Here is a 22,107-nt window from a genome sequence, read left to right as displayed (position 1 = left end):
AAATGGACGTAAAACCAACCCTTTCAGGTAAATACGCAGGTAAGTCAAACTGTGCCATTAGTTGCACAAACTGCTCTATTTCCCAACTGTGTCTGCCGTATAGCCTCAATGGCGATGAAATGGATCGTCTCGACGATATCATTGAGCGCAAAAAACCGCTGCACAAGGGAGATTTCCTGTTTGAATCTGGGGACGAACTGAAGTCCATTTTTGCCGTGCGCAGTGGCTCGTTTAAGTCCTTTACTCTATCAGAGCAAGGTGAGGAACAAATCACCGGATTCCATTTGGCGGGCGACTTAGTTGGTTTTGATGGTATTCAAACCATGAAACATCAAAGCTTCGCCCAAGCCTTAGAAACATCTATGGTGTGCGAGATCCCCTTCGCTACGCTCGACGAATTAGCAGGGAAGTTACCGAAGCTGCGCCAGCAGATTATGCGCTTAATGAGCAACGAAATTAACTACGACCAAGAAATGTTATTGCTGCTAAACAAAAAAACGGCTGAGCAGCGCCTGGCCTCTTTCTTGTTCACCTTATCACGCCGCTTCAGCGAACGTGGGTTCTCAGCCAGAGAGTTTCGTCTCACTATGACGCGCGGTGAAATTGGTAATTACTTAGGCTTAACAGTTGAGACCATCAGCCGCTTATTAAGCCGCTTCCAAAAAGGGGGATTCATTCGTGTGGACGGTAAGTTCATCACCATTGAAGATCATGAAACCCTGGCCCACACGGCTGCGATAAGTTTGCCAAGCGATTGATCTAACTCAAACTCACAGACTGCGCCCCCTTTTCAATTGCGTTAATTGCGTTACACTGAAATGGTGTATATTACAATTCGCTTGGTAATGCAGGAGGCGCACAATGGATAAAATTAAACGTATTTTAGCTGTGGTTGATCCCACCGTGGAGCAGCAACAGAGTTTGTCTCGGTCTATCGAACTGGCGCGAAAAAGCGGTGCGCAAATCACCGCCTTCCTGTCCATCTATGATTTTTCTTATGAAATGACCACAATGCTCAGTGCCGAAGAGCGCGAAGCCATGCGCAAAGCGGTGCTCAGTGAAAAAGAGCAGTGGTTGAAAACCCTCACTCACCAATACCAAGATGTGCAATTTGACACCAAAGTGGTGTGGCATAACCGCCCTTTCGAAGCCATTATTCGCGAAGTGCTCGGCCATGATTATGATCTAGTCGTCAAAGGCACACACCAACATGACACGCTAAAATCGGTGATCTTTACGCCTACCGATTGGCACTTGATCCGTAAATGCCCGGCTCCTTTATTGCTAGTGAAAGACCATAACTGGCCAGTTGGCGGTGCAGTGGTGGCTGCGGTTAATGCTTCCAGTGATGATGAGCAACACCAAGCGCTTAATCAACGCATTGTTCAAGACGCTAAATTTATTGCCCAACTTGCTCAGGGCGACCTGCATTTAGTTAATGCTTACCCGGCAACACCGGTGAATATTGCCATTGAGATCCCGGAGTTTAATCCCTCACAGTACAATGAAACGGTGAAAGAGCATCATCTCAATTCAACGCGAGAATTAGGCGCTCAACATGGTATCGCTACGCATCATCAACATGTGGAGGAAGGTTTACCGGAGGATGTGATCCCTCGGATTGCGAAAAAGCTCGACAGTGAACTTGTGGTGATGGGCACCGTGGGCCGCACCGGTCTCAGTGCAGCTCTTGTCGGCAACACTGCAGAGCATGTTATCGATAGTCTCGATTGTGATGTCCTGGCACTGAAACCCGATGGCTATCACTCCCCGCTTGAGGACTAATCTTCACCCATTACACACTATCTGTCATTTGGGCGGCGCTAATGCCGCCTTTTTCTTGATGCCGCTGCACTGTATGCCTATAATACGCGCCTTTAAAATGAGCCGTAACAAGGGTGTCTAGGTGTCGCATTCAGCACAAGCCAAAGCGCAATATAACTTCAATAAACTGCAAAAGCGGCTACGCCGCCATACAGGTCAAGCCATTGCTGACTTCAATATGATTGAAGAAGGCGACCGCATCATGGTGTGCTTATCCGGCGGTAAAGACAGCTACACCCTGCTCGATATTTTACAAAATCTACAACGCTCAGCGCCGGTACGCTTTGAGCTGTTTGCGGTGAATTTAGACCAAAAACAACCCGGCTTCCCTGAGCATGTGCTGCCCGAATACTTGGACGGCTTAGGTATCGAGTACAAAATTGTTGAGGAAGACACGTACTCGATTGTTAAAGATAAAGTGCCTGAGGGTAAAACCACCTGCTCGCTGTGCTCGCGCTTACGACGTGGCATCTTATATCGCACCGCTAAAGAGCTCGGAGCAACTAAAATTGCTCTGGGCCACCACCGTGATGACATGATTGAAACCTTGTTTTTAAATATGTTCTATGGCGGAAAAATGAAAGGCATGCCAGCCAAGCTAATGAGCGATGACGGCCAACACATGGTGATCCGCCCACTGGCCTATTGTAAAGAAGCTGATATCAGTGCATACGCACAACAAAAAGAGTTTCCAATCATTCCTTGCAACTTGTGTGGCTCGCAAGAAAACTTACAAAGACAGAACATCAAGGCGATGCTGCAGCAGTGGCATAAAGAATCACCTGGGCGTATCGAAAGCATCTTTACCGCCATGCAAAACGTGGTGCCCTCACATATGGCTGATACTTCGCTGTTTAACTTTGCACAGCTGCAAACCGGTGAAGTAATAGATGGCGGCGATATTGCGTTGGATAAAGCCCAGTTCGACACACCGCCTATGCCCGAAGAAGAACACTCTGACAGTGGTGTAAAAATTCAAGCCATTGAGCTGTAAGAGTATAATAAGGCCGCTTTTCAAGCGGCCTTATTCCTTTCTCTACTGCGCTATCCATGGCGTAATTCGATGAATCTGCGTACCTTCTACTAAGGTGTTATTATTGTCTTGCCACTGCTGCTCAATCGGCACCTTACATTGCAAGCCTTGGCACTGCCAGCTGTCTGGCACCTTCGCCGGCAGCGTATCAGCAAAGTGTAGCTGCACCCCTTTATGTTCCGGTAACAAAAACGGCATCAGCGTACCGACAAAAAAGCCAGATAAGTCGCCAATTAAATCATCAAACTCTTGCTCGATGGTATAAGCTTGCGCATAGGTTAATCGTGTAAACGGTCCTGGCGCTTCAATTTGCATACTCAACTGGCACTGCCCTGATTGTGGCGTGGCTATGACCATAGCTTTGTGGGTATCGAGTTGCTTGTCAAAGGGCAAGAACAGTTGCCCGTTATCATCATAAGTTAAAGGAAAGCGTTCGCGCTCGGTCACGATTTTGCCTTCCTTTAGTACGCAATTTTCTGCATTTTCATAGGTTTTTAAGTAAAAGCCGACTTTAGCGTGTTGGAAATTGCCCTCGTTGACAACCTCCATACGGTCGTAAAAGCCATCGTAAGACATCACCACAGGCTCATCTGTTGGCTGCGCATTCACAGCCATTGAACACATTAGTGTGGCAATAAAAAGGCATTTATTCATCGAAGTAAGTCCTATTATGGTCAATCATCGCTTGCAGCTCTTCAATATAGGCTTCACCGCGCTCAGAGTAAGACATCAACCCATACGTCAGCGCCTTGGCATCAATTGGCTGTTGTGCTTGACGTAAGTCGGCGCGAATATCGCGTAATTCACGATACGCGCTGTTGGTGTTGATATTGTAAAAATAGGCATTCACCGCCTCTTGCACTGACTGATACACAGCAACCTCATGTTTTGCCCCTTGGTTGCGGCGCTTTGGCACCATACCGCAGCCCTGACTAAAGCACCATTGCCCAAAAAAGTTAAGTCCGATGCGGGCAAAACGTGAGGTGCCCCATGCCGACTCATTGGCCGCCTGCATCATGACTAATTCTTTGGGGATCACATCTACTCTGCGCAATGCCTGGCGCAGTGATAATTCACTAATTTGTTCATCTCCCAGCCCATATTCAGCGAAAATATCGCTGACCTTATCAATCTGCACATCAGTAAGTGGCTCATCAAATTGGGTCATCATCAGGGCAATTTCTAACACTGCACGCTGTGAGCGTAACTTGGCATTCGCTTTTTCAATAGGCTCGCGAATAAAGTCGAAGAACGCCGCCTTTTTCTGTTTTACATCCTTTATCGCAGCAAAATTAGGTAGCTTAACGTTGTGCAGAGGTTTTTCCGGCACTGTTGGCTTTTCCACAGTGGGCTGCTCCTCACGTGGCTGAGTGTCTGCGACACGGGTTCCCCATATGAACGGGTACAACAATGCAGTCACACAGATTATTACGGTTATTAGCAGTCCAAGCTTTTTTATCATGAATCCTCCACGAGCCCCCAAGGCCAGATCAAAAAACGCGGCATTATATCGCGAACATGGTTGTTTTAAAAACGCAATCTGAACACTCGGGTGATTGAAAAGACTTTGTTTTATTTATAGTTTACACTTTGCACAGTGCAAAGGATCAGATTGAGGAAGCCATGCAGCATATCTGGCAACAACGGCGCGCCGATGAACACAAACACCGCCCTAATGACAATCGCTCACCTTGGCAAGTGGATCGCTCACGTATTATTCATGCCGCAGCGTTTCGCCGCCTGCAGGCCAAAACCCAAATTATGGGTATTGGCCTGAATGACTTTTATCGCACTCGCTTAACCCACTCTTTGGAAGTTTCGCAAATTGGCAGCGGTCTATTACGTCATCTCAGCCGACAACATCCAGATATTACTTGTCTTCCTGATGAGTCATTACTTGAAACCTTGTGTTTAGCCCATGATATTGGTCATCCACCATTTGGCCATGGCGGTGAAATTGCCCTGAATTATATGATGCGCGAACACGGAGGCTTCGAGGGCAATGCGCAAACCTTGCGAATCGTCGCGAAGTTAGAGCCCTACACTCAGGGCTACGGCATGAACCTAACCCGACGCACTTTACTGGGGTTTATAAAGTATCCAGCGCTTATTGATACACTTTGGCACACTCACCCAGAGCAAAACGCCAAACAACAATTTATAAAAGCGCACGATTGGCGCCCGGCGAAAGGCTTATACAATGATGACCAAGATTTGCTTGATTGGATTTTAGCGCCGCTCGATGACTCACAACGCCAACGCTTTACCAGCCATGAGCAGTATGATGCATATCGCCACAAAACCCGTTATAAATCACTCGATGCGGCCATTATGGAGTTGGCAGATGACATTGCTTATGCGGTGCATGATCTTGAAGATGCGATTGCCACCGAGCAAATCACTGTCCACGATTGGCAGGCTCATGGCGAGCCAGCACTTGCTCAAATCGATTGTCCTTGGCTAGATGACAGCCGCATCACTGAACGGCTTTTCTTTGGCTGTGAAGCGCAGCGCAAAGACATCATTGGTGAGTTAGTTAACTTGTTCATTACCCAGTCCCGACTTGAGCAAACAGACAGCCGCTTTGGGTGCGATATTTTGCGCTATCAAGTGACCCTGCCCAGCGCTTACATGAGTTTATTAAACGCGCTCAAACATTTTATTTATAAACGTCTTATTCGCGCCCCCCATATGCAGCAAATTGAATTTAAAGGACAAAAACTAATCATGGAATTATTTGCCGCATTTGCCAGTGATCCCCTACGCTTGCTGCCGGAGACAACCGCATTGAGTTATCGTAAAGCCGAGCAACAGGGCGATAATCCTTTACGCGTGCTATGCGATTACCTCAGTGGCATGACCGATGAGTATGCATACAAAACTTATCAACGGTTGTTTGCGCCGACCATCGGTGTTTAACTACATAATAGGAACACAGCAATTGCTTTATGTTCGTCTAAACTAATGAAGCAATAACGAAAACGTCTGAGTATTCAAGGACCGACACCAATGCATTACCCTTTATGCTTACTGGCGTTGCTCATAAGTACTAGCAATAACGCCAACACAACCAGTTCGTTGCCTGATACCTTACTTGAGGAGCGTCAGGTCGTTATCAAACAAGCCGATAAATACGACTGGTTACGCCTAAATTCCGGAGAGTGGCTTAAAGGAGAGCTGAAATCGCTCTATGACAAAAAGGTGGAATTTGAAAGCGATATTCTCGATACCCTGATCATTGATCAAGAAGATATTTATATGGTCATATCTGGGCGCTCTCACAGCGTGCGCTTTAATGACGGCACAGTGCAACAAGGGTCGCTGAATATATCCGGTGGCTATGTGGTTGTGGGAAACAGTCCTTCGCAATATCGCTATCAAGACTTAGTTTCTATTGCTCCTAGTGCCGAAGACGAGCTAAGCGCTTGGTCTATCAAGGTCGGCGTAGGCGCGAATTTAAGCAGAGGGAATACCGAACAAACCGAGCTCTCGGCCAGTGTTGATATAAAACGTCGGACGGCCAGTAACCGGTTACTCATTACCGCGCTGGCAGATCGCACAGCAAACGACGATAAGGTGACTGAAAACAATGTTCGAGCGAATGGCACCTTTGATTGGTTTTATACCAGCTCACTGTACTTTCGCCCGGTATTTTTTGAGTATTACCGCGACCCTTTTCAAAATATCGATAATAAATACACCCTGGGTGCTGGTTTTGGCTACTACTTAATAGACACAGATAAACTGGAATGGGATATCGGTGCGGGGCCAGCCTATCAACGAACCGAGTTTAGTGATGTTGCTGCGGGGCAAGATACCAGTAATTCCTCCACCTCTTTTTATTTTGAGTCAAATTTGGATTACGAATGGCGCACCAATGTAGATTTAAAGTTTGACTATCGCTTCACCTTTGCCGAGAACGCCTCAGGTGGTAATGCTCAACATGCTCTTGCTGGCGCTTCTATTGATATAACTAACGACATAGATTTGGACTTATCATTGGTGTGGGATCATCTTGCCTCCCCCGTGGCTAATGCCGATGGCAGTATTCCCAAGCAGGATGACTACAAGATGATTGTTTCTTTAGGTGTTGAACTTTAGGAGAGCCAATGAAATTTCTGCCATTTAATGTTGTCACCGCAGCGCTCTTGTCTGCGCTGTGTTACAGCGCCAATAGTCATGCACAAAGTATAGAGCAGCGTCTCAGTGCGCTTGAACAGCGCCTCAGCGAGCTAGAAAAGCAGTTGGCTGCTAAAGATAAAAAAATCGCTGCATTGGAGCGCGAACAAAAACGCACCCAAGTAGTGGCCAATAATGCCAAGGTCTCCGCAATAGAGGCGCAGCAAGTGCTCTTTAATGACACCACCCGACCGAGTCACCGGTTTGCCGCCCCCGCCAAAAGTATTCGCTTAAGCGACTCAACGACGACGTTGCAACTAGGTGGACAAATTTGGCTTGATGCTATCTATAATCACGGCGAAATGACGAATCGTGCCGGCTTTCAAACCTCTTCTATTGCTTATGATGACAACACCACCAACGACAACACGCTGTTGAGCGCCGGCCAATCTAAGCTGTCGTTTCGCAGCCATACGCCCACCCACTATGGTGATATGACCACGCGCTTTGAATTCGATATGTTTGATGACCAGGGTAATGCCGATTTTCACCTGACTCACCTGTGGGGTGAGCTTGGGAATTGGGGAGCAGGACAAACCTTTTCCGGGTTTATGGACATTAATTCCTTCCCCAACATCATTGATTATTGGGGTCCCACTGCCATGGTGTTCACCCGTCAGCCACAAATCCGCTATCGCACTGAACAGAGCGCATCGGGGGCAATATGGATGGTGACCATGGAGCGCTCTGACGCCGACTTGGCATTTCCTCGAGATATCGACCCCACGACCCTTTCTTTCAATGAGCAGAACGATTGGCCAGACGCTACGCTCAGTTATCAGCAGCGTTTCACAGATGGCTACATAAAAGCCGCCCTATTGCTACGTAGCTTAGGCTTTGAAACATCGACCCAAGAAGACTCAGTAACAGGATGGGGTATCAATGTCACCGGCAATTATGCCCTTGATAAAGCACATTTATTGAAGTTCCAATTTGCAACTGGCGAAGGCATCGCCCGTTATATCAATGACCCGTGTTGCAGTATATACAGCGCTATCACCGGGGGCAGCGATGCAGGCTTAAACAGCAACGGTGATTTACAAGCAATCGGTATCAGTGGTGGGTTTGTGTATCTCGATAAGCAGTGGAGTGAGCGCTTTACATCTAGCCTAGGGGTAAGCTACGTCGACGTTGATAACCTTGCTACGCAACACGCTAGAGCATTTAATAACAGTCTCTACAGCACTATTAACCTTATTTGGAACCCAACTATGATGTCCCGTTTAGGCGTGGAGCTACAATACGGGGAAGTAGAGAATTTTGCCGGTGAGCAGGCTGATAACCTGCGCCTGCAAACCTCATTTGGCTTTAAGTATTGAAGCGATGATTTACTAGCGTTATCGCTTAGCAAGCATTTAATCTTTGGTTCATAAGGCGCGTGCTTAAATCGCCGCCCTGATGTTATGGCCTTTTTATCGGCCCGGGTGTGTGCTCAACACCCTTAATAGGACAGTGAAACAATGAAAACGTGGATAAGTTCAGCCTTTTTATCATTCATTATTTTGTGCAGTACCGCCTGTTTGGCTCGCCCTTATGACCCACAGAAGGTCGAGCAAGTGCTCAATACTGCTCATGCTTTATACAAAGATACCAATGCAGGAGCCAATGCCGATTATATCCCGGCTCTGGCCAAAGTGGACTCCAGTTTATTTGCCATTGCTATCGTCACCGCTGATGGTCAAGTATTCACTCAAGGGGATATTGACGCCACATTTTCAATTCAGTCCATTTCGAAGGTATTTACGCTCGCCTTAGCCATGGAGCAGCAAGGCAGCGCAGCAATAGTCGATAAAATCGGCGTCAACGCCACAGGGTTGCCATTTAATTCTGTTGCTGCCATCGAGCTGAACCAAGACCGCTCAGTCAATCCACTGGTCAATGCGGGGGCCATGGCCACAGTGAGTCTGCTAGAAGGTGATAAGACGCAGCAAAAATGGCAGTCGATTGCTACTTGGTATGATCAATTTGCTGGCCGAGAGCTGGCGGTGATGAACGAGGTATATCAATCAGAGTCGGCAACCAATGGCCACAACCTCGCTATCGCTGAACTGCTTAAGTCTTATGACCGCTTCTACGGTGATGTGGATATGAATTTAGATATCTATACACGTCAATGCTCAGTGGGAGTGACGACCAAAGATCTCGCGATGATGGCTTCCGTACTCGCGAATGGTGGCACGCACCCAGTCACTGGCGAAGCGCTAATGACAGCAGAAAATGTTCAACGTGTGCTGGCGGTGATGGCTACCGCAGGGCTTTATGAAACCAGTGGCGACTGGGCGTTTCAAGTAGGTTTACCGGCCAAAAGTGGTGTCGGTGGTGGCATTATCGCGGTGATGCCAGGAAAGTTTGCTATCGCTGCTTTTTCACCAAAACTTGATGAGGCTGGCAACAGTGTTCGCGCTCAGCGGGCGATAGATTATATCGCCGATAAGGCCAACGCCAATATATTTAGTCATCTTTATTAATTGTCCCTATCCGCATTGACTTCGTTATCAACGATGCAACGAAAAACGCACCTTTTTCAAGGTGCGTTTTGATATCCAACTTGTGGAAAATGACTGAGCGAGCTCAATCACTCATTAGATTGCAGCATTACGGTAACGCTTAACAAATTCTTTAACCGGCTGGCCGTTACAACGAAGGTTAGATAGACGCTTGTTCTGTAGGCTTAATGTGCTTAAACCTTTTTGCGCAGCTTCCAAACATAGTTGTGTTTCTCGCTGGTTATTTTTAGCGTAAAGGCTCACTGCGGTGTCGCTATTTGCGTTTTCAACCGTCACATTTTTAGCGATATTACGAATATCTTGACCGTTGCAGTACAAGCTAGAAGACACTCGGCTTACACGAATGCCATGTTTTGCACCTAGCTCTTTTGCTGCCGCTAAACCTTGGTTCGCAGCTGCTACGCAGACCTGAGACTCAATACTGTCGTTTTTAGCAAAATAAACACGCTCTGTGCTGGCAAAAGCTGAAGTAGCGAATAAACAAGGGATAACAAGGGCAGTAAGTTTGGTCATGTAAGACTCCACAAAAATGAACGGGTGATCAAAATTTGAACTGAATTTTATATCCACAAAATACGATGTCAACTGCATTAGCTATGCAATTAAAAATATTTTAAAGAATTAACAATTCATATACGTAATCACATTTATCATGTAACAAATGCTTAATAGCTGTACTTTTTGCTCACAATTCAATCATCTTAAAAATGTCGACTTGTTCAGTAAGACTGCATTTTTAATCGAAACAAAAGCCTAGCCATTTTTACTTGTCGACGGGCTTGGTATACTGCCAACAACGCCGTTATTTAGTGCAAAAGGATCTCCGGACATGAAACTTATCTCATTTAATATCAATGGCATTCGCGCAAGGTTACACCAACTGCAGGCGCTATTGGAAAAACACAACCCTGATGTCGTTGGCCTTCAGGAGATTAAAGTACATGACGACTTATTCCCTGTCGCCGATGTTGAAGCCATGGGCTACCACGTGTATTTTCACGGGCAGAAAGGTCATTACGGCGTGGCAATGCTAACCAAAAACCCCGCTAAGCAGGTGAAAAAAGGCTTCTCTACCGATACCGATGATCATCAAAAACGGATGATTGCCGTTACTGTGGAAGATAGCCATGGTGATGATGTTACGGTGCTAAATGGCTATTTCCCGCAAGGCGATAACATCAATCATGAAACCAAGTTCCCTTATAAACGACAGTTTTATGCTGATTTGATGACTGAATTGGATAGCCATTACCACGCTGACAGTAAATTAGCCGTTATGGGGGATATCAACATTTCCCCAACCGACCTAGACATCGGTATTGGTGAAGCGAATAAAAAGCGTTGGCTAAAAACCGGAAAATGCTCATTTCAACCACAAGAACGCGAGTGGCTGGATACACTGCTGGCCTGGGGCTTGGTCGATACCTATCGCCAATGCCACCCAGATACGGACGACCAATTTTCTTGGTTTGACTATCGTTCGAAAGGCTTCGATGATAACCGAGGACTGCGAATTGATGTAATTTTGGCGACCAAGGCATTGGCGAGCACCCTGAGTGACAGCGGCATTGATTATGAGTTAAGAGGCATTGAAAAGCCTTCTGATCACGCCCCAATTTGGAGCACTTTTTAAACGCAGCCATGAGCTATATCATACTTGCAATTATCCTTGCCCTGAGCATCGATAAAGCCAGTTTAACCGGGTTGATAGCGCATCCTGCTCGGCAAAAAGGCTTATTTGCCTGCGCCTTAGTACTGGCACTACTTTGGCGTATCAAGGCAGGTATATTCCCGGGCCTAGATATCCATATTCTTGGCGTCACTGCGGTCACTCTGATCTTAGGCTGGCGCCTAGCGACACTGGCCAGTGTATTAGCAACGGCCTTGTTGCTGGCGTTTTCCGTGGTCAGTATTGAAAGTGCAGCAACCTTCATCATACTGACGGCGCTGATCCCTATTTATTTTAGCTATTTATTATTTATTGTGGTGTATCACGCCCTTCCCCGGCATCTGTTCATCTATATTTTTGTTTGTAGCTTTTTGTGTGCAGCACTGGCTAATTGCCTGAAAATTTTTATCGGTGCCGGCTATTTTTGGTTTATCGGTAGTTATGATTGGGTAACGCTCACTGAAAACTACCTATTTTTAAGCGCCCTGATCTGGTTTCCCGAAGCGATGCTAAATGGCATGGCCATGACGTTGATGGTGATCTATCGGCCACACTGGGTGCGCACCTTTTATGATAAGGAATACCTCTCTCAATGAGTGCTTACTGTTGTCCTCTTTGCCAGCAACCGCTGCAACGTCAAAACCAAGCATTGGTGTGCGCCAAGGGCCATCAATTTGACTATGCCAAAGAGGGATACGTCAACTTGCTCCCGGTACAGTTTAAAAAATCCAAACAACCTGGAGATAATCAGGACATGGTGCAGGCGCGAAGACGATTTTTAAATGCGGGCCACTACCAATTTATGCGCGATGCGCTGGCAAAAGAAGTCTCGGCGTGTTACTCGGGAACAGGTTATGTTGTCGATATGGGCTGCGGTGAAGGCTACTATAGCGCAGCGATGGCAGCGCAATTTCAAGACCCAGAGCTTGTTCATGGCATTGACATTGCAAAACCTGCCGTGCGTTATGGAGCCAAGCGCTACCCTGGTTGTCAGTTTGCCGTGGCGTCAACCAAACAAATGCCCATGGCCAGTGGCTGCGCCAGTGTGGTGAGCAGCGTATTTGCTCCTATTTTCGCCGATGAAAGTGCACGCTTGTTACAGGACAACGGCCACCTTATTGTTGTTTCGCCAGGGCCAAGACACTTAGCGCAGTTAAAAGCGCTCATATATCAACAGGTGCGCGAGCACACTGCTCCTGACACACCGCCCGGATTCAATCGGCAACGGCAACAGTTGTTACAACAGCAAATTTCATTACCTGGAGAAGATGCCAGAGATTTAGCCCTGATGACACCCTTTGCATGGAAGTTCAGTGAAATTCAAATGGCAGATTTGGCAAGCGCCGATGAGGTGACTATCGACGCCGAGTTTTTCATTACGGTGTATCAGAAAATATCCTGACGAAAGGCTTTGTCCATTTTTTCAAACATATCACGGAGCAACTTAGCCAACTCCATATAGCAAGGTTTAGTTTTTGCTGGTGCTCCTTGATATCCTTGTGCAGCCATCTTCTCGTGAAGTTCACGATACCACAGTGCCATACTTGGTGGCAGCGGTGTCTCAGCACGTTTTCCGAGCCATAATAAACCTTGCACCGGTAAAGACAAGATCAGTAAGGCGCATGCAAGAGCGGGCCCCAAAAACTGTTGCCCCAACACCTGAAGTTGAATCACTAAACTTGTCAGTGCCACCGCAGGCATGATTTTGATAGCGAAGGCCGTGGCATTCACCACCCTGTTTTCTATAAACAGCGGCGCTAGCTCACGCCGTAGCGGCCACACTTTAGTGTACTGGTGACCTTGCTGTATTTGCGAAATAAGACTTTTTTGCATTTGCGCCTCTAACAACTAACGCTATGTCTGAAATTAAGGTAAAATATATATCACCTATCAATTATACCTTAGTCTAGTTTTGCACTAGGTTCACCTAAGGATTATAGCTAATCTTTTGGCGCCCGACTAAGTTCATTGATGGGTTCACGTTCCTACATTCAACCACAGGTCTATTTAATGTCTGTACAACACGTCCTCGTACTCAATTGTGGCAGCTCAAGTTTGAAGTTCGCTGTTATGGATGCCAACTCTGGCGATGAACTACTCACTGGATTAGCAGAACGTCTGCACAGTGACGACGCCACCTTAAAGTATAAATTTGCTGGCGACAAGCATACTAACGCCTTACCTAAGGGCGCCGATCACCAAACAGCGATCGATACCTTGGTCACGCTTATTGGTAATTTCTCTTTGAGCCAACATTTAATCGCCGTAGGTCATCGTGTGGTGCATGGCGGCGAACAATTCACTGGCTCGCAGATTATCACTCCCCATATTATTGATGCCATTACTCAAACGGCACAATTAGCGCCATTGCATAACCCAGCAAACCTAACGGGCATTCGGGCTGCACAGGCGGCATTTCCTGAGCTCGTTCAGGTTGCCGTATTTGATACCGCCTTCCATCAAACGATGCCTAAGCATGCTTATTTGTATGCCTTGCCTTACTCATTATATGAGCGCCATGGTGTACGACGTTACGGCTTTCATGGTACCAGTCATGCGTATGTGAGTTTAATGGCTATTAAAGAGCTTGGATTAGATGCAGATAACAGCCGCATCATTAGTGCCCACCTCGGCAATGGCTGCTCGGTGTGTGCGATAAAAAATGGCCGCAGTGTTGACACCAGCATGGGGCTCACTCCTTTAGAGGGCGTGGTGATGGGCACTCGCAGTGGTGATATTGACCCGGGACTGTTTGACTTTCTGACTAACCAACTAGGTTATGCCAGTGCAGAAGTCAGCGACATACTCAACAAGCAAAGTGGCTTGTTGGGGATCAGCGAATTATCCAATGACTGTCGCACCATAGAAGAGGCGCATGTCGCTGGCAATGCCAAGGCTACCCTGGCCCTGGATATTTTCTGTTACCGACTGGCTAAGCAGATTGCTGCTTATTTAGTACCGCTTGCTGGTCTCGATGCACTTATCTTTACCGGAGGCATTGGCGAAAACTCAGACATTATTCGCGCTAAAGTGCTCGCCCATTTAGCCTTTTTAGATACCCATATTGATCCAGAGAGTAACCTTGCGGCCCGCTTTGGCAACCTAGGCGTTATTACCACGGCAACCAGCCGTGCTCAGGCGGTGGTGATCCCCACCAATGAGGAGTGGATGATTTGCCAAGATGCCGCTCGCCTAGCAAAAGGAGTATCATAATGTCACGTCGTATTATGCTAATTCCCGTCTCCACGGGTGTCGGCCTTACCTCTGTATCCGTGGGCTTAGTGAGGGCCTTGGAACAAAAAGCCATCAAAGTAAACTTCTTTAAGCCCATTGCCCAACCCCGTCGTGGCGAGTGTGGACCTGAGAAATCGACTGCGATCGTGAAAATCGGCTCTAGCATCAATCCACCGGAGCCATTTTCTTTGACCTACGCTGAAAATATGATTGGCGATGGCAAAGGAAATACCTTGCTTGAAGAGATCGTTGAGCGTTTTGAAAGTGCAATTCATGATGATGAAATTGCCATCATTGAGGGCATGGTACCAACCAGAAACCAACCTTATGCGGGGCGTGTGAACCGAGAAATAGCCCAGACTCTTGGCGCTGATATTGTGTTTGTAGTGACCCCCAGTAATGACTCTTTAGAGGAGTTAGAGGACAAAATTGAGATAGCCGCTGGCAATTACGGTGGCATCAGTCACCCGCGTGTGCTTGGTTGTATCTTTAACAAAGTGAATGCGCCGCTTGATGAACAAGGCCGTGCACGGGCCGACTTGGTTGAGCAATTCAACCCGGAGCAACTAGAAAATGAGCTGCACCGTTTAGCCTCGATGCCGCTATTTCGTCGGCAACCCTTTCGCTTGCTCGGTAGCATCCCGTGGGATTTCGAGCTGGTCGCTCCAAGAGCCATCGATTTAGCACAGTATCTTGATGCTAAAGTGATTCATCAAGGCGATTTATTACATCGGCGCTTACGTCGCGTAACCTTTTGTGCGCGCACCGTGTCTAACTTACTTAACCATATCTCTCCCGGAGTGTTACTGGTTACACCGGGGGACCGTTCAGATGTGTTAGTTGCAGGTTGCTTATCGGCGATGAACGGCACCAAGATAGGAGCCATTTTGCTCACCGGTGATATTGAACCTGAACCTCGTATTATGGCGCTGTGCCAACAGGCTATGGAACAAACCGGCCTGCCTATTTTGGCTACCGAGCACGATACGTGGCGCACGTCATTATTGCTGCATAACTTTAACCTTGAAGTGCCCTGCGATGATGAGCAGCGCGTTGATAAAGTTAAGGCGCACCAAGCCACCTATATCGATAGTCAGTGGCTCGATAGCTTGGCGCAAAGTTCGCAGAAAACACGTAAACTCTCGCCGCCAGCATTTCGTTACTTGCTTACCGATAAGGCTCGTAGAGCCAACAAAACCGTCGTCCTGCCGGAGGGCGAAGAGCCACGCACCATCAAGGCTGCGGCTATTTGTGGTGAGCGCGGCATTGCCCGGACTGTGCTATTGGGCGACCCTCAAGAGATCGCGCGTATCGCTGAGCAACAGGGCGTGGAACTCAATGACTATGTTCAACTTGTTGACCCTGACAGCATCCGCGCTAACTACGTTGCACCTATGGTTGAGCTTCGTAAGAACAAGGGTCTTACCCATGTTGTCGCCGAGGAATTGCTGCAAGATAACGTTGTGCTGGGTACCATGATGTTAGCCGAAGGCGAAGTCGATGGGCTAGTGTCTGGGGCTGTCAATACCACGGCCAACACCATTCGCCCACCGCTGCAGTTGATTAAAACGGCGCCAGGCTCATCACTGGTATCATCGGTCTTTTTCATGTTGCTGCCAGATCAAGTACTGGTTTATGGCGATTGTGCTATTAACCCAGACCCAACGGCGGAACAATTGGCAGATATTGCTATCCAGTCGGCAGATTCAGCGGCCGCTTTTGGCATTGAACCTAGGGTGGCGATGATCAGCTACAGCACCGGTAGCTCGGGCGCGGGCGCCGACGTCGAAAAAGTACGGACCGCCACTGAATTAGCGCAACAAAAACGTCCCGACCTTATCATTGATGGGCCCCTGCAATATGATGCCGCGATCATGGAAAATGTAGCGCGCAAAAAGGCCCCAAATAGCCCGGTCGCCGGACAGGCAACAGTGTTTATATTTCCTGACTTGAATACCGGCAATACCACCTATAAAGCTGTACAACGAAGCGCCGAGTTAGTGAGTATTGGCCCGATGCTTCAAGGCATGCGTAAACCGGTGAATGACTTAAGCCGTGGTGCCTTAGTGGATGACATAGTCTACACCATTGCACTGACAGCAATTCAAGCACAACAAGCGGCTGAGCAACTGAGCGACGCCTGAACAATAATCAGGCAGCATAAATAAGTGCTGCCTTTTCATAAAGTTACAGACTATTAACCACGCTACCCCCAAACTTATCCACAGCTTTTGTTAGCAACTTATTTTGTCACCATGGCCCTTACCTCGACCCCACTCTTAATACCCATTTATGTTGGATTTGCTTATAATCTAACTAAGCAAAAGCAAAGTCCCTAGACCCGTCGAGTTATTTTCGGTATAAGTTAACTTTAACCTCAAAGGGGATCGTTATGGCTAAACAAACGCTACAATTGCTTGCGAACGACTTTACGATTCATAGCTTTGAGAGCACCAGCGAGATCCCCAAAGCCATTACCCAAAGCGAGTTTTATTTCGTTGCCAAAACAGCTGAAGAGCTTTCCGTTGTATGCAACAGTGATATTGAGCTTGATAGTTTAGAGCAAGAACCAGGCTGGGTGGCCTTTGAAGTACTCGGTCCCCTTGGCTTTTCGCTTACAGGTATATTGTCTAATATTTCCGGCGTGTTGGCACAAGCGAACATTTCCATTTTTGCTGTATCTACTTTTGATACAGACTATATTTTGGTTAAACGCGTACAGGCAAAAAATGCCATGTCGACACTTAAAAAAGAAGGTTACACCGTTCGCTCATGAGCCAAGTTAGTCAATTTTGCTTGCCAGCTGAGTTACCCCCTTCACCCACCCTAACACTGTGTGCTCCTGTGAGCGGCCAAGTGCACACTTTAAGTTGCCTGCCCAGTGCACTTATGGCACATGGTTTACTTGGCGCTGGGGTGTGTATCGAGATGCATTCACATAAGTTGGTAGCCCCCTGCGACGGTCAGCTACTTAGCGTTGATATGGGTGCCAAACAATGGCGCTTTAAAAGCAATAACGGCGTGCATATATTAGTGCATTTACACAGCGATGAGCCCACGCTAACGAACAAGGCAAAACTATCGGCGCTTAACTGCACCCCTGTACGCAAGGGGATGCAACTCGCTTACTTTGACCTACGCCAGTTTAAATCGGCACCTCGGGTCGCTATGATAGTGACCCACACACGTTTTAGCGCAGAGATATTATTTAGCCACAAGCAGGCACATTGCGCTGAGCCTTTGTTATTCATTTATCACAAGAAGTAGATTTCATGAGCATCATTCTTTACGGCATTAGTAATTGCGACACCATTAAAAAAGCGAAAAAGCACTTAGATAGTTTGGGGGTCGATTATTCATTTCACGATTATCGCAAACACGGTCTCGACAGTGACCTGCTGGCACAACTCGAAGCCCTGTTTGGTTGGCAAACCATGGTCAATAAACGAGGCACCACCTATCGCCAACTCAGTGATGAGCAAAAACAGCAGCTTGATAAAGACAGCGCCATGGCATTAATGGTTGAACACCCGGCGTTAATCAAGCGCCCTATTCTACGCACTGACGATCAGGCATTAATTGGCTATAAAGCGGCCGATTACGACAACATGTTCGCTAAGAGCTAATTATGAGTGATGTCATAAACCTAGCTAAAGAGCTGATGCGCCGGCGCTCGGTGACCCCTGATGACGCCGGTTGCCAGCATGTGATCAGTGAACGTTTAGCCAAGGTGGGCTTTAACAATGAGCCGATGTTTTTTGTTGATACCCTAAACACCTGGTCACGACGTAATAATCAGCCGCCCAATGTCTGCTTTGCCGGGCACACCGATGTGGTACCTACCGGCGATGAGAGCCAATGGCAATTCCCACCCTTTGCCGCCACAGAGCACGATGGTTATTTACACGGGCGCGGTGCCGCTGATATGAAAGGGTCATTGGCGGCGATGGTGGTAGCAACCGAGCGTTTCGTAAAAAAACACCCTAATCATAAAGGTTCAATCTCATTTCTTATCACCTCTGATGAGGAAGGACCCTTTATTAATGGCACCACTCGGGTTATCGACACACTGCAAGCACGTAATGAGCACATAGACATGTGTATTGTCGGCGAGCCTTCATCCACAGATAAGTTAGCTGATGTCGTTAAAAATGGCCGCCGTGGCTCATTAACTGCGTTTTTAACCGTGAAAGGTAAACAAGGGCACGTAGCTTACCCCCATTTAGCCGATAACCCCGTCCATCGCGCCACTGGTTTTCTAGACGCTTTGTGCGCTGAAAAGTGGGATGAGGGAAACGCATACTTCCCTGCCACCAGCATGCAAATCTCCAATATAAATGCAGGAACCGGAGCGGGAAATGTAATTCCAGGGGATTTAGAGGTGCAATTTAACTTTCGCTACAGCACCGAAGTAACGGCACCACAACTACAGCAACGCGTTGTGCAATTGTTACAACAACACCAGCTCCCCTATGAGCTCAGTTGGGTGCACAATGGTGAACCCTTTATCACTGAGCCGGGTGAGCTGATTGACGCTGTCCAACAGGCAATTCATAGCCAATTGGGTTATCAAGCCGAGTTGCAAACCAGCGGCGGTACCTCTGATGGCCGCTTTATCGCCCCCACAGGGGCAAAAGTCGTCGAGCTTGGGCCGCGTAATGCGACTATTCACCAAGTGAACGAGTGCGTCAGTTGTGCTGATTTAGACAACCTTGCGCTCATTTATGAGGGAATTTTGGAACGTTTACTCACATGAATCTAGCGATGTGTGCCACAGGGCGAAGTGACGAGCACTTAGTCAGTTATCAACAGCAATCTGTCCACCATGAGGCGCTACACGATTTGAAGCGGTTGCAGCGCGGGGCTGCAAAGGACGGTATTGATTTACGCGTAGCCTCGGCGTTTCGTTCGTTCTCACGCCAAGCTGCGATTTGGAATGCAAAATTTAATGGCCACCGTAGTGTATTAGATATCAATGAGCAGGTAGTCGAGTTGTCGCACCTCAATACTTTGCAACGATGCCAAGCTATTATGTTATTTTCAGCTCTCCCCGGTGCCAGTCGGCATCATTTTGGTACTGACTTTGATGTCTGGGACAATAGCGCTGTCAGCGACGACTATGCGCTGGCATTAACGCAGCAAGAATATGCACCCACAGGGCCTTTTGCACAGTTATCTCAATGGTTGGATGAGCACATGGCCGAGTACGGCTTTTACCGACCTTACGATTGTTATCGCGGAGGCGTAGCGCCAGAGCCGTGGCACATTAGCCATATAACCAGCGCCAGTATCTTGCTGCCATGGCAAAATCCGAGCACCATCACCGATGCCCTGCGCGACAGTGACGTGGCTGGCAATGAGACAATCATGGCGCACCTCGATACCCTGTGTACGCAGTTTGTTACTAATGTTGGCCCTGTTTTTGCCGCGCGATAATAAACACGCCGATTGCAGCCACTAATACGGCGGCACTGATCATGGCAGTGCCGTCAATGCGCTCACCGAGCAAGACAGCCCCACCTACCATAGCCAGCGGCGGTACGCTGAGTTGCATCACCGCCGCTTGACTGGCTTTAATGCGCTGGATAACCCGATACCACAAGGCATACCCGAGCGCTGACGTTATAGCGCCCGAGACGAAAGCAAGCACAAGCCCTTTGGGGTGAGCAAATAATGTTTGTTGTGATACCAATACTCCAACCATAATTAGCACTGAAAGCATTGCCGCACGTTGAAAATTATCTGCACTTGCCAAAGTCGCGTCTTTGCGGCCTTGCCCGAGTATACTGTAGCTGCCCCACGCGACACCGGCGACTATCATAATTCCGCTATACCCTAAATGCACATCCGTGCCCTGTGGGCTCAGCAAAATGAAAAAGGCTGTCATCGCCACCAGTAGCATCACCCATTGCAAAACGCTGAAGCGCTCTTTGTGTAACAGGGCCCAAGAGATCATGCAAAACTGCACTGCACTGAACAGTAGCAAGGCGCCTAGGCCAGCATCTAAGCTAATGTATGCAATCGAAAAAGCAAACATGTAAACGGTTAAGCTTATTGCCCCGAGCCAACTGCCCCCTGCTGCCCGCACCGATTTCTTTTGGCCTTGCCGACCCGTAGAGCACATCACCAGGAGTGTTAACATTAAGGCGCCGCTAACGGTGCGAACGGCGGCAAAGCTCAACGGATCAATATGCACCATGGCCAAAGCCTCACGATTGAGTAAGGAATTAGCAGCAAATGCGAGCATGCTCAGCAGCGCATACAACCAAGGAGCATACCGAGAGAGTGAGGGCATAGTGGTTTCCATGTGTGCTTAATTATTTAGTAGCAGACAGGCAAAAACGGTAAAATTTTTCACGGCTAAGGGCATTAAAAACCCAATGGTGCTTCACACCAATGATAGGCTGGCGTGATAACCCCCACTAGCTTTGCCGATACCGACTGAAAAAGCGCCCGATGCGCTCCATCGCTGGTCGTAACTCATCTTTGTGCGGCAGGAACACAATGCGGAAATGATCCGGCTCAGGCCAGTTAAAACCGCGCCCATGCACCAACAGAATTTTCTCTTGCGTAAGCAAATCTAACACCATGGTCTCATCATTAGTGATATTAAAGCGCTTTGTATCGACCTTAGCAAAGCCATACAACGCGCCTTTGGGTTTGACACAACTAATGCCGTCAATATCGTTCAACCCTTGCCAAGCAATAGTACGCTGCTCGTACAAACGACCACCCGGCTCGATTAACGCATCAATGGATTGCACGCCCCCTAACGCTTGTTGAATTGCGTTTTGTGCTGGCACATTGGCACATAAGCGCATCGAGGCAAGCATCTCTAGGCCTTTAATTAAGTCTGCCATCCTTTTGGTGGGCCCGCTTAGTACCATCCACCCCATACGTAAACCCGCTGCGCGATAAGTTTTCGCCAAGCCATTAAAGGTGATCACCGGGACATCGTCACACAACGCTGCAATAGAGCTATGTGGCGTATTATCAAATAGGATTTTCTCGTAAATCTCATCACTTAATAGTAATAAGTTGTGCTCGCGAGCGAGTGCGATAAGTTCATGCAAGAGCGCATTGCTATACACAGCCCCGGTGGGATTATTGGGGTTAATTAATACCAGTGCTTTGGTCTTATTGGTGATTTTACTACGAATATCGTCGATATCAGGAAACCAATCAGCCTGCTCATCACAGCGATAATGGACAGCTTTGCCTCCTGAGAGCGTCACACAGGCACTCCACAAGGGGTAATCAGGGGCAGGAATAAGGATTTCATCGTCATTGTTAACCAGCGCCTGCGTCACCATTTGGATGAGCTCGCTGACCCCGTTACCAATAAAGATATTATCAACACTAAGGTTGTGTAGGCCGCGTTGTTGATAATGCTGATATACGGCTACACGCGCCGAGTATAAACCCTTTGAATCGCAATAACCTTGTGCTGAGCTCAGGTTACGGATGATGTCTCGAAGCATGTCCTCTGGCATGTCAAAGCCAAACGCGGCAGGATTTCCGATATTGAGCTTAAGGACTTTTTGCCCTTCATCTTCCATGGCCTTTGCGGCTTGTAAAACCGGACCACGAATATCGTAACACACACCCTGTAACTTCTGGCTTTTGAGTATCTCGGACATACTTCCCCCTTAATCGAAATG

General features: G+C 47.8%; 23 protein-coding genes. 17 read left to right on the top strand and 6 right to left on the bottom strand.

Features of this window, described 5'->3' with window-relative positions:
• The first annotated feature begins 2 nt into the window (after positions 1–2).
• From MHM94_RS03705 to ttcA, 3 genes are all read left to right on the top strand, one after another.
• Complete coding sequence (locus MHM94_RS03705; RefSeq protein WP_022943658.1) at positions 3–758, top strand: FNR family transcription factor; 756 nt, start codon at positions 3–5, stop codon at positions 756–758.
• A 103-nt stretch (positions 759–861) separates the two neighbouring features.
• Positions 862–1,785 (top strand): universal stress protein UspE, encoded by a 924-nt coding sequence (gene uspE, locus MHM94_RS03700; RefSeq protein WP_045978667.1) that lies wholly within the window; start codon positions 862–864, stop codon positions 1,783–1,785.
• Positions 1,786–1,906: 121 nt separating this feature from the next.
• Positions 1,907–2,818: a tRNA 2-thiocytidine(32) synthetase TtcA gene (gene ttcA / locus MHM94_RS03695; RefSeq protein WP_022943656.1), complete on the top strand. Its 912-nt coding sequence runs from the start codon at positions 1,907–1,909 to the stop codon at positions 2,816–2,818.
• 42 nt (positions 2,819–2,860) lie between these two features.
• Here ttcA and MHM94_RS03690 read toward each other — a convergent pair whose 3' ends face one another.
• Both MHM94_RS03690 and MHM94_RS03685 read right to left on the bottom strand, forming a co-directional pair.
• Positions 2,861–3,511 (bottom strand): DUF2987 domain-containing protein, encoded by a 651-nt coding sequence (locus tag MHM94_RS03690; RefSeq protein WP_022943655.1) that lies wholly within the window; start codon positions 3,509–3,511, stop codon positions 2,861–2,863.
• On the bottom strand, positions 3,504–4,319 hold the full coding sequence (locus MHM94_RS03685; RefSeq protein ID WP_235419113.1) for a glucosaminidase domain-containing protein: 816 nt from the start codon (positions 4,317–4,319) through the stop codon (positions 3,504–3,506). The genes MHM94_RS03690 and MHM94_RS03685 overlap by 8 nt, the downstream gene beginning before the upstream one ends.
• 161 nt (positions 4,320–4,480) lie before the next feature.
• Here MHM94_RS03685 and MHM94_RS03680 point away from each other — a divergent pair, with 161 nt between their 5' ends.
• The 4 genes from MHM94_RS03680 to glsA all read left to right on the top strand — a co-directional run bounded on the left by MHM94_RS03680 (position 4,481) and on the right by glsA (position 9,504).
• A complete protein-coding gene (locus MHM94_RS03680; protein ID WP_045978663.1) occupies positions 4,481–5,776 on the top strand; it encodes an anti-phage deoxyguanosine triphosphatase in 1,296 nt (431 codons plus the stop codon).
• A 90-nt stretch (positions 5,777–5,866) separates the two neighbouring features.
• Positions 5,867–6,958 carry a DUF481 domain-containing protein gene (locus MHM94_RS03675; protein WP_022943652.1) on the top strand — a complete coding sequence of 364 codons (1,092 nt, stop codon included), beginning with the start codon at positions 5,867–5,869 and terminating at the stop codon, positions 6,956–6,958.
• Between the two features lie 8 nt (positions 6,959–6,966).
• The gene (locus tag MHM94_RS03670) at positions 6,967–8,355 is read left to right on the top strand and encodes a DcaP family trimeric outer membrane transporter (protein ID WP_235419114.1); all 1,389 of its coding nucleotides are present in this window, start codon (positions 6,967–6,969) and stop codon (positions 8,353–8,355) included.
• A gap of 141 nt (positions 8,356–8,496) precedes the next feature.
• The gene (gene glsA, locus MHM94_RS03665) at positions 8,497–9,504 is read left to right on the top strand and encodes a glutaminase A (protein WP_235419115.1); all 1,008 of its coding nucleotides are present in this window, start codon (positions 8,497–8,499) and stop codon (positions 9,502–9,504) included.
• A 114-nt stretch (positions 9,505–9,618) separates the two neighbouring features.
• Here the strand turns inward: glsA and MHM94_RS03660 are convergent, their stop codons facing one another.
• Positions 9,619–10,056, bottom strand: a complete 438-nt coding sequence (locus MHM94_RS03660; RefSeq protein WP_235419116.1) for an exonuclease III — start codon at positions 10,054–10,056, stop codon at positions 9,619–9,621.
• Positions 10,057–10,372: 316 nt separating this feature from the next.
• On the opposite strand from MHM94_RS03660, the gene xthA reads away from it, so the two are divergent.
• From xthA to rlmA, 3 genes are read left to right on the top strand one after another with little or no spacing between them, the layout of a single operon-like run.
• Positions 10,373–11,176: an exodeoxyribonuclease III gene (xthA, locus tag MHM94_RS03655; protein ID WP_045978660.1), complete on the top strand. Its 804-nt coding sequence runs from the start codon at positions 10,373–10,375 to the stop codon at positions 11,174–11,176.
• An 8-nt stretch (positions 11,177–11,184) separates the two neighbouring features.
• Positions 11,185–11,808, top strand: coding sequence for an energy-coupling factor ABC transporter permease (locus MHM94_RS03650; RefSeq protein WP_235419117.1), 624 nt, complete (start codon positions 11,185–11,187; stop codon positions 11,806–11,808).
• The gene (gene rlmA / locus MHM94_RS03645; protein WP_235419118.1) at positions 11,805–12,614 is read left to right on the top strand and encodes a 23S rRNA (guanine(745)-N(1))-methyltransferase; all 810 of its coding nucleotides are present in this window, start codon (positions 11,805–11,807) and stop codon (positions 12,612–12,614) included. The genes MHM94_RS03650 and rlmA overlap by 4 nt, the downstream gene beginning before the upstream one ends.
• Here rlmA and yfbV read toward each other — a convergent pair.
• Positions 12,599–13,045: a terminus macrodomain insulation protein YfbV gene (yfbV, locus tag MHM94_RS03640; protein WP_022943645.1), complete on the bottom strand. Its 447-nt coding sequence runs from the start codon at positions 13,043–13,045 to the stop codon at positions 12,599–12,601. The two genes, rlmA and yfbV, sit on opposite strands and share 16 nt — an antisense overlap.
• Positions 13,046–13,222: 177 nt before the next feature.
• Between yfbV and MHM94_RS03635 the strand changes: the two genes are divergently transcribed.
• The 7 genes from MHM94_RS03635 (at position 13,223) to MHM94_RS03605 (ending at position 19,882) form a co-directional block, all read left to right on the top strand.
• Positions 13,223–14,425 carry an acetate kinase gene (locus tag MHM94_RS03635; RefSeq protein ID WP_235419119.1) on the top strand — a complete coding sequence of 401 codons (1,203 nt, stop codon included), beginning with the start codon at positions 13,223–13,225 and terminating at the stop codon, positions 14,423–14,425.
• Positions 14,425–16,590 carry a phosphate acetyltransferase gene (gene pta / locus MHM94_RS03630; RefSeq protein ID WP_138510216.1) on the top strand — a complete coding sequence of 722 codons (2,166 nt, stop codon included), beginning with the start codon at positions 14,425–14,427 and terminating at the stop codon, positions 16,588–16,590. Before MHM94_RS03635 ends, pta begins: the two co-directional genes overlap by 1 nt.
• A 248-nt stretch (positions 16,591–16,838) precedes the next feature.
• Positions 16,839–17,222, top strand: a complete 384-nt coding sequence (locus MHM94_RS03625; RefSeq protein WP_022943642.1) for an ACT domain-containing protein — start codon at positions 16,839–16,841, stop codon at positions 17,220–17,222.
• Complete coding sequence (locus tag MHM94_RS03620; protein ID WP_235419120.1) at positions 17,219–17,713, top strand: PTS glucose transporter subunit IIA; 495 nt, start codon at positions 17,219–17,221, stop codon at positions 17,711–17,713. Before MHM94_RS03625 ends, MHM94_RS03620 begins: the two co-directional genes overlap by 4 nt.
• 5 nt (positions 17,714–17,718) lie before the next feature.
• Positions 17,719–18,072 carry an ArsC family reductase gene (locus tag MHM94_RS03615; protein ID WP_235419121.1) on the top strand — a complete coding sequence of 118 codons (354 nt, stop codon included), beginning with the start codon at positions 17,719–17,721 and terminating at the stop codon, positions 18,070–18,072.
• A complete protein-coding gene (gene dapE, locus MHM94_RS03610) occupies positions 18,072–19,202 on the top strand; it encodes a succinyl-diaminopimelate desuccinylase (RefSeq protein ID WP_171041789.1) in 1,131 nt (376 codons plus the stop codon). The genes MHM94_RS03615 and dapE overlap by 1 nt, the downstream gene beginning before the upstream one ends.
• The gene (locus tag MHM94_RS03605) at positions 19,199–19,882 is read left to right on the top strand and encodes a M15 family metallopeptidase (RefSeq protein ID WP_235419122.1); all 684 of its coding nucleotides are present in this window, start codon (positions 19,199–19,201) and stop codon (positions 19,880–19,882) included. Before dapE ends, MHM94_RS03605 begins: the two co-directional genes overlap by 4 nt.
• On the opposite strand, the gene MHM94_RS03600 is transcribed toward MHM94_RS03605, so the two are convergent.
• Together MHM94_RS03600 and MHM94_RS03595 are read right to left on the bottom strand one after the other, a co-directional pair.
• A complete protein-coding gene (locus MHM94_RS03600) occupies positions 19,851–20,741 on the bottom strand; it encodes a DMT family transporter (protein WP_235419123.1) in 891 nt (296 codons plus the stop codon). The genes MHM94_RS03605 and MHM94_RS03600 overlap by 32 nt on opposite strands.
• A 127-nt stretch (positions 20,742–20,868) precedes the next feature.
• Positions 20,869–22,086 (bottom strand): pyridoxal phosphate-dependent aminotransferase, encoded by a 1,218-nt coding sequence (locus tag MHM94_RS03595; protein WP_022943636.1) that lies wholly within the window; start codon positions 22,084–22,086, stop codon positions 20,869–20,871.
• Positions 22,087–22,107 lie beyond the last annotated feature (21 nt).

Source organism: Pseudoalteromonas sp. CNAT2-18.1, assembly GCF_022347865.1.
In the GTDB taxonomy this organism is placed as follows: domain Bacteria; phylum Pseudomonadota; class Gammaproteobacteria; order Enterobacterales; family Alteromonadaceae; genus Pseudoalteromonas; species Pseudoalteromonas ruthenica.
Note: the sequence above shows the minus strand (reverse complement) of the source record. Positions and strands in the feature narration are given on the sequence as shown.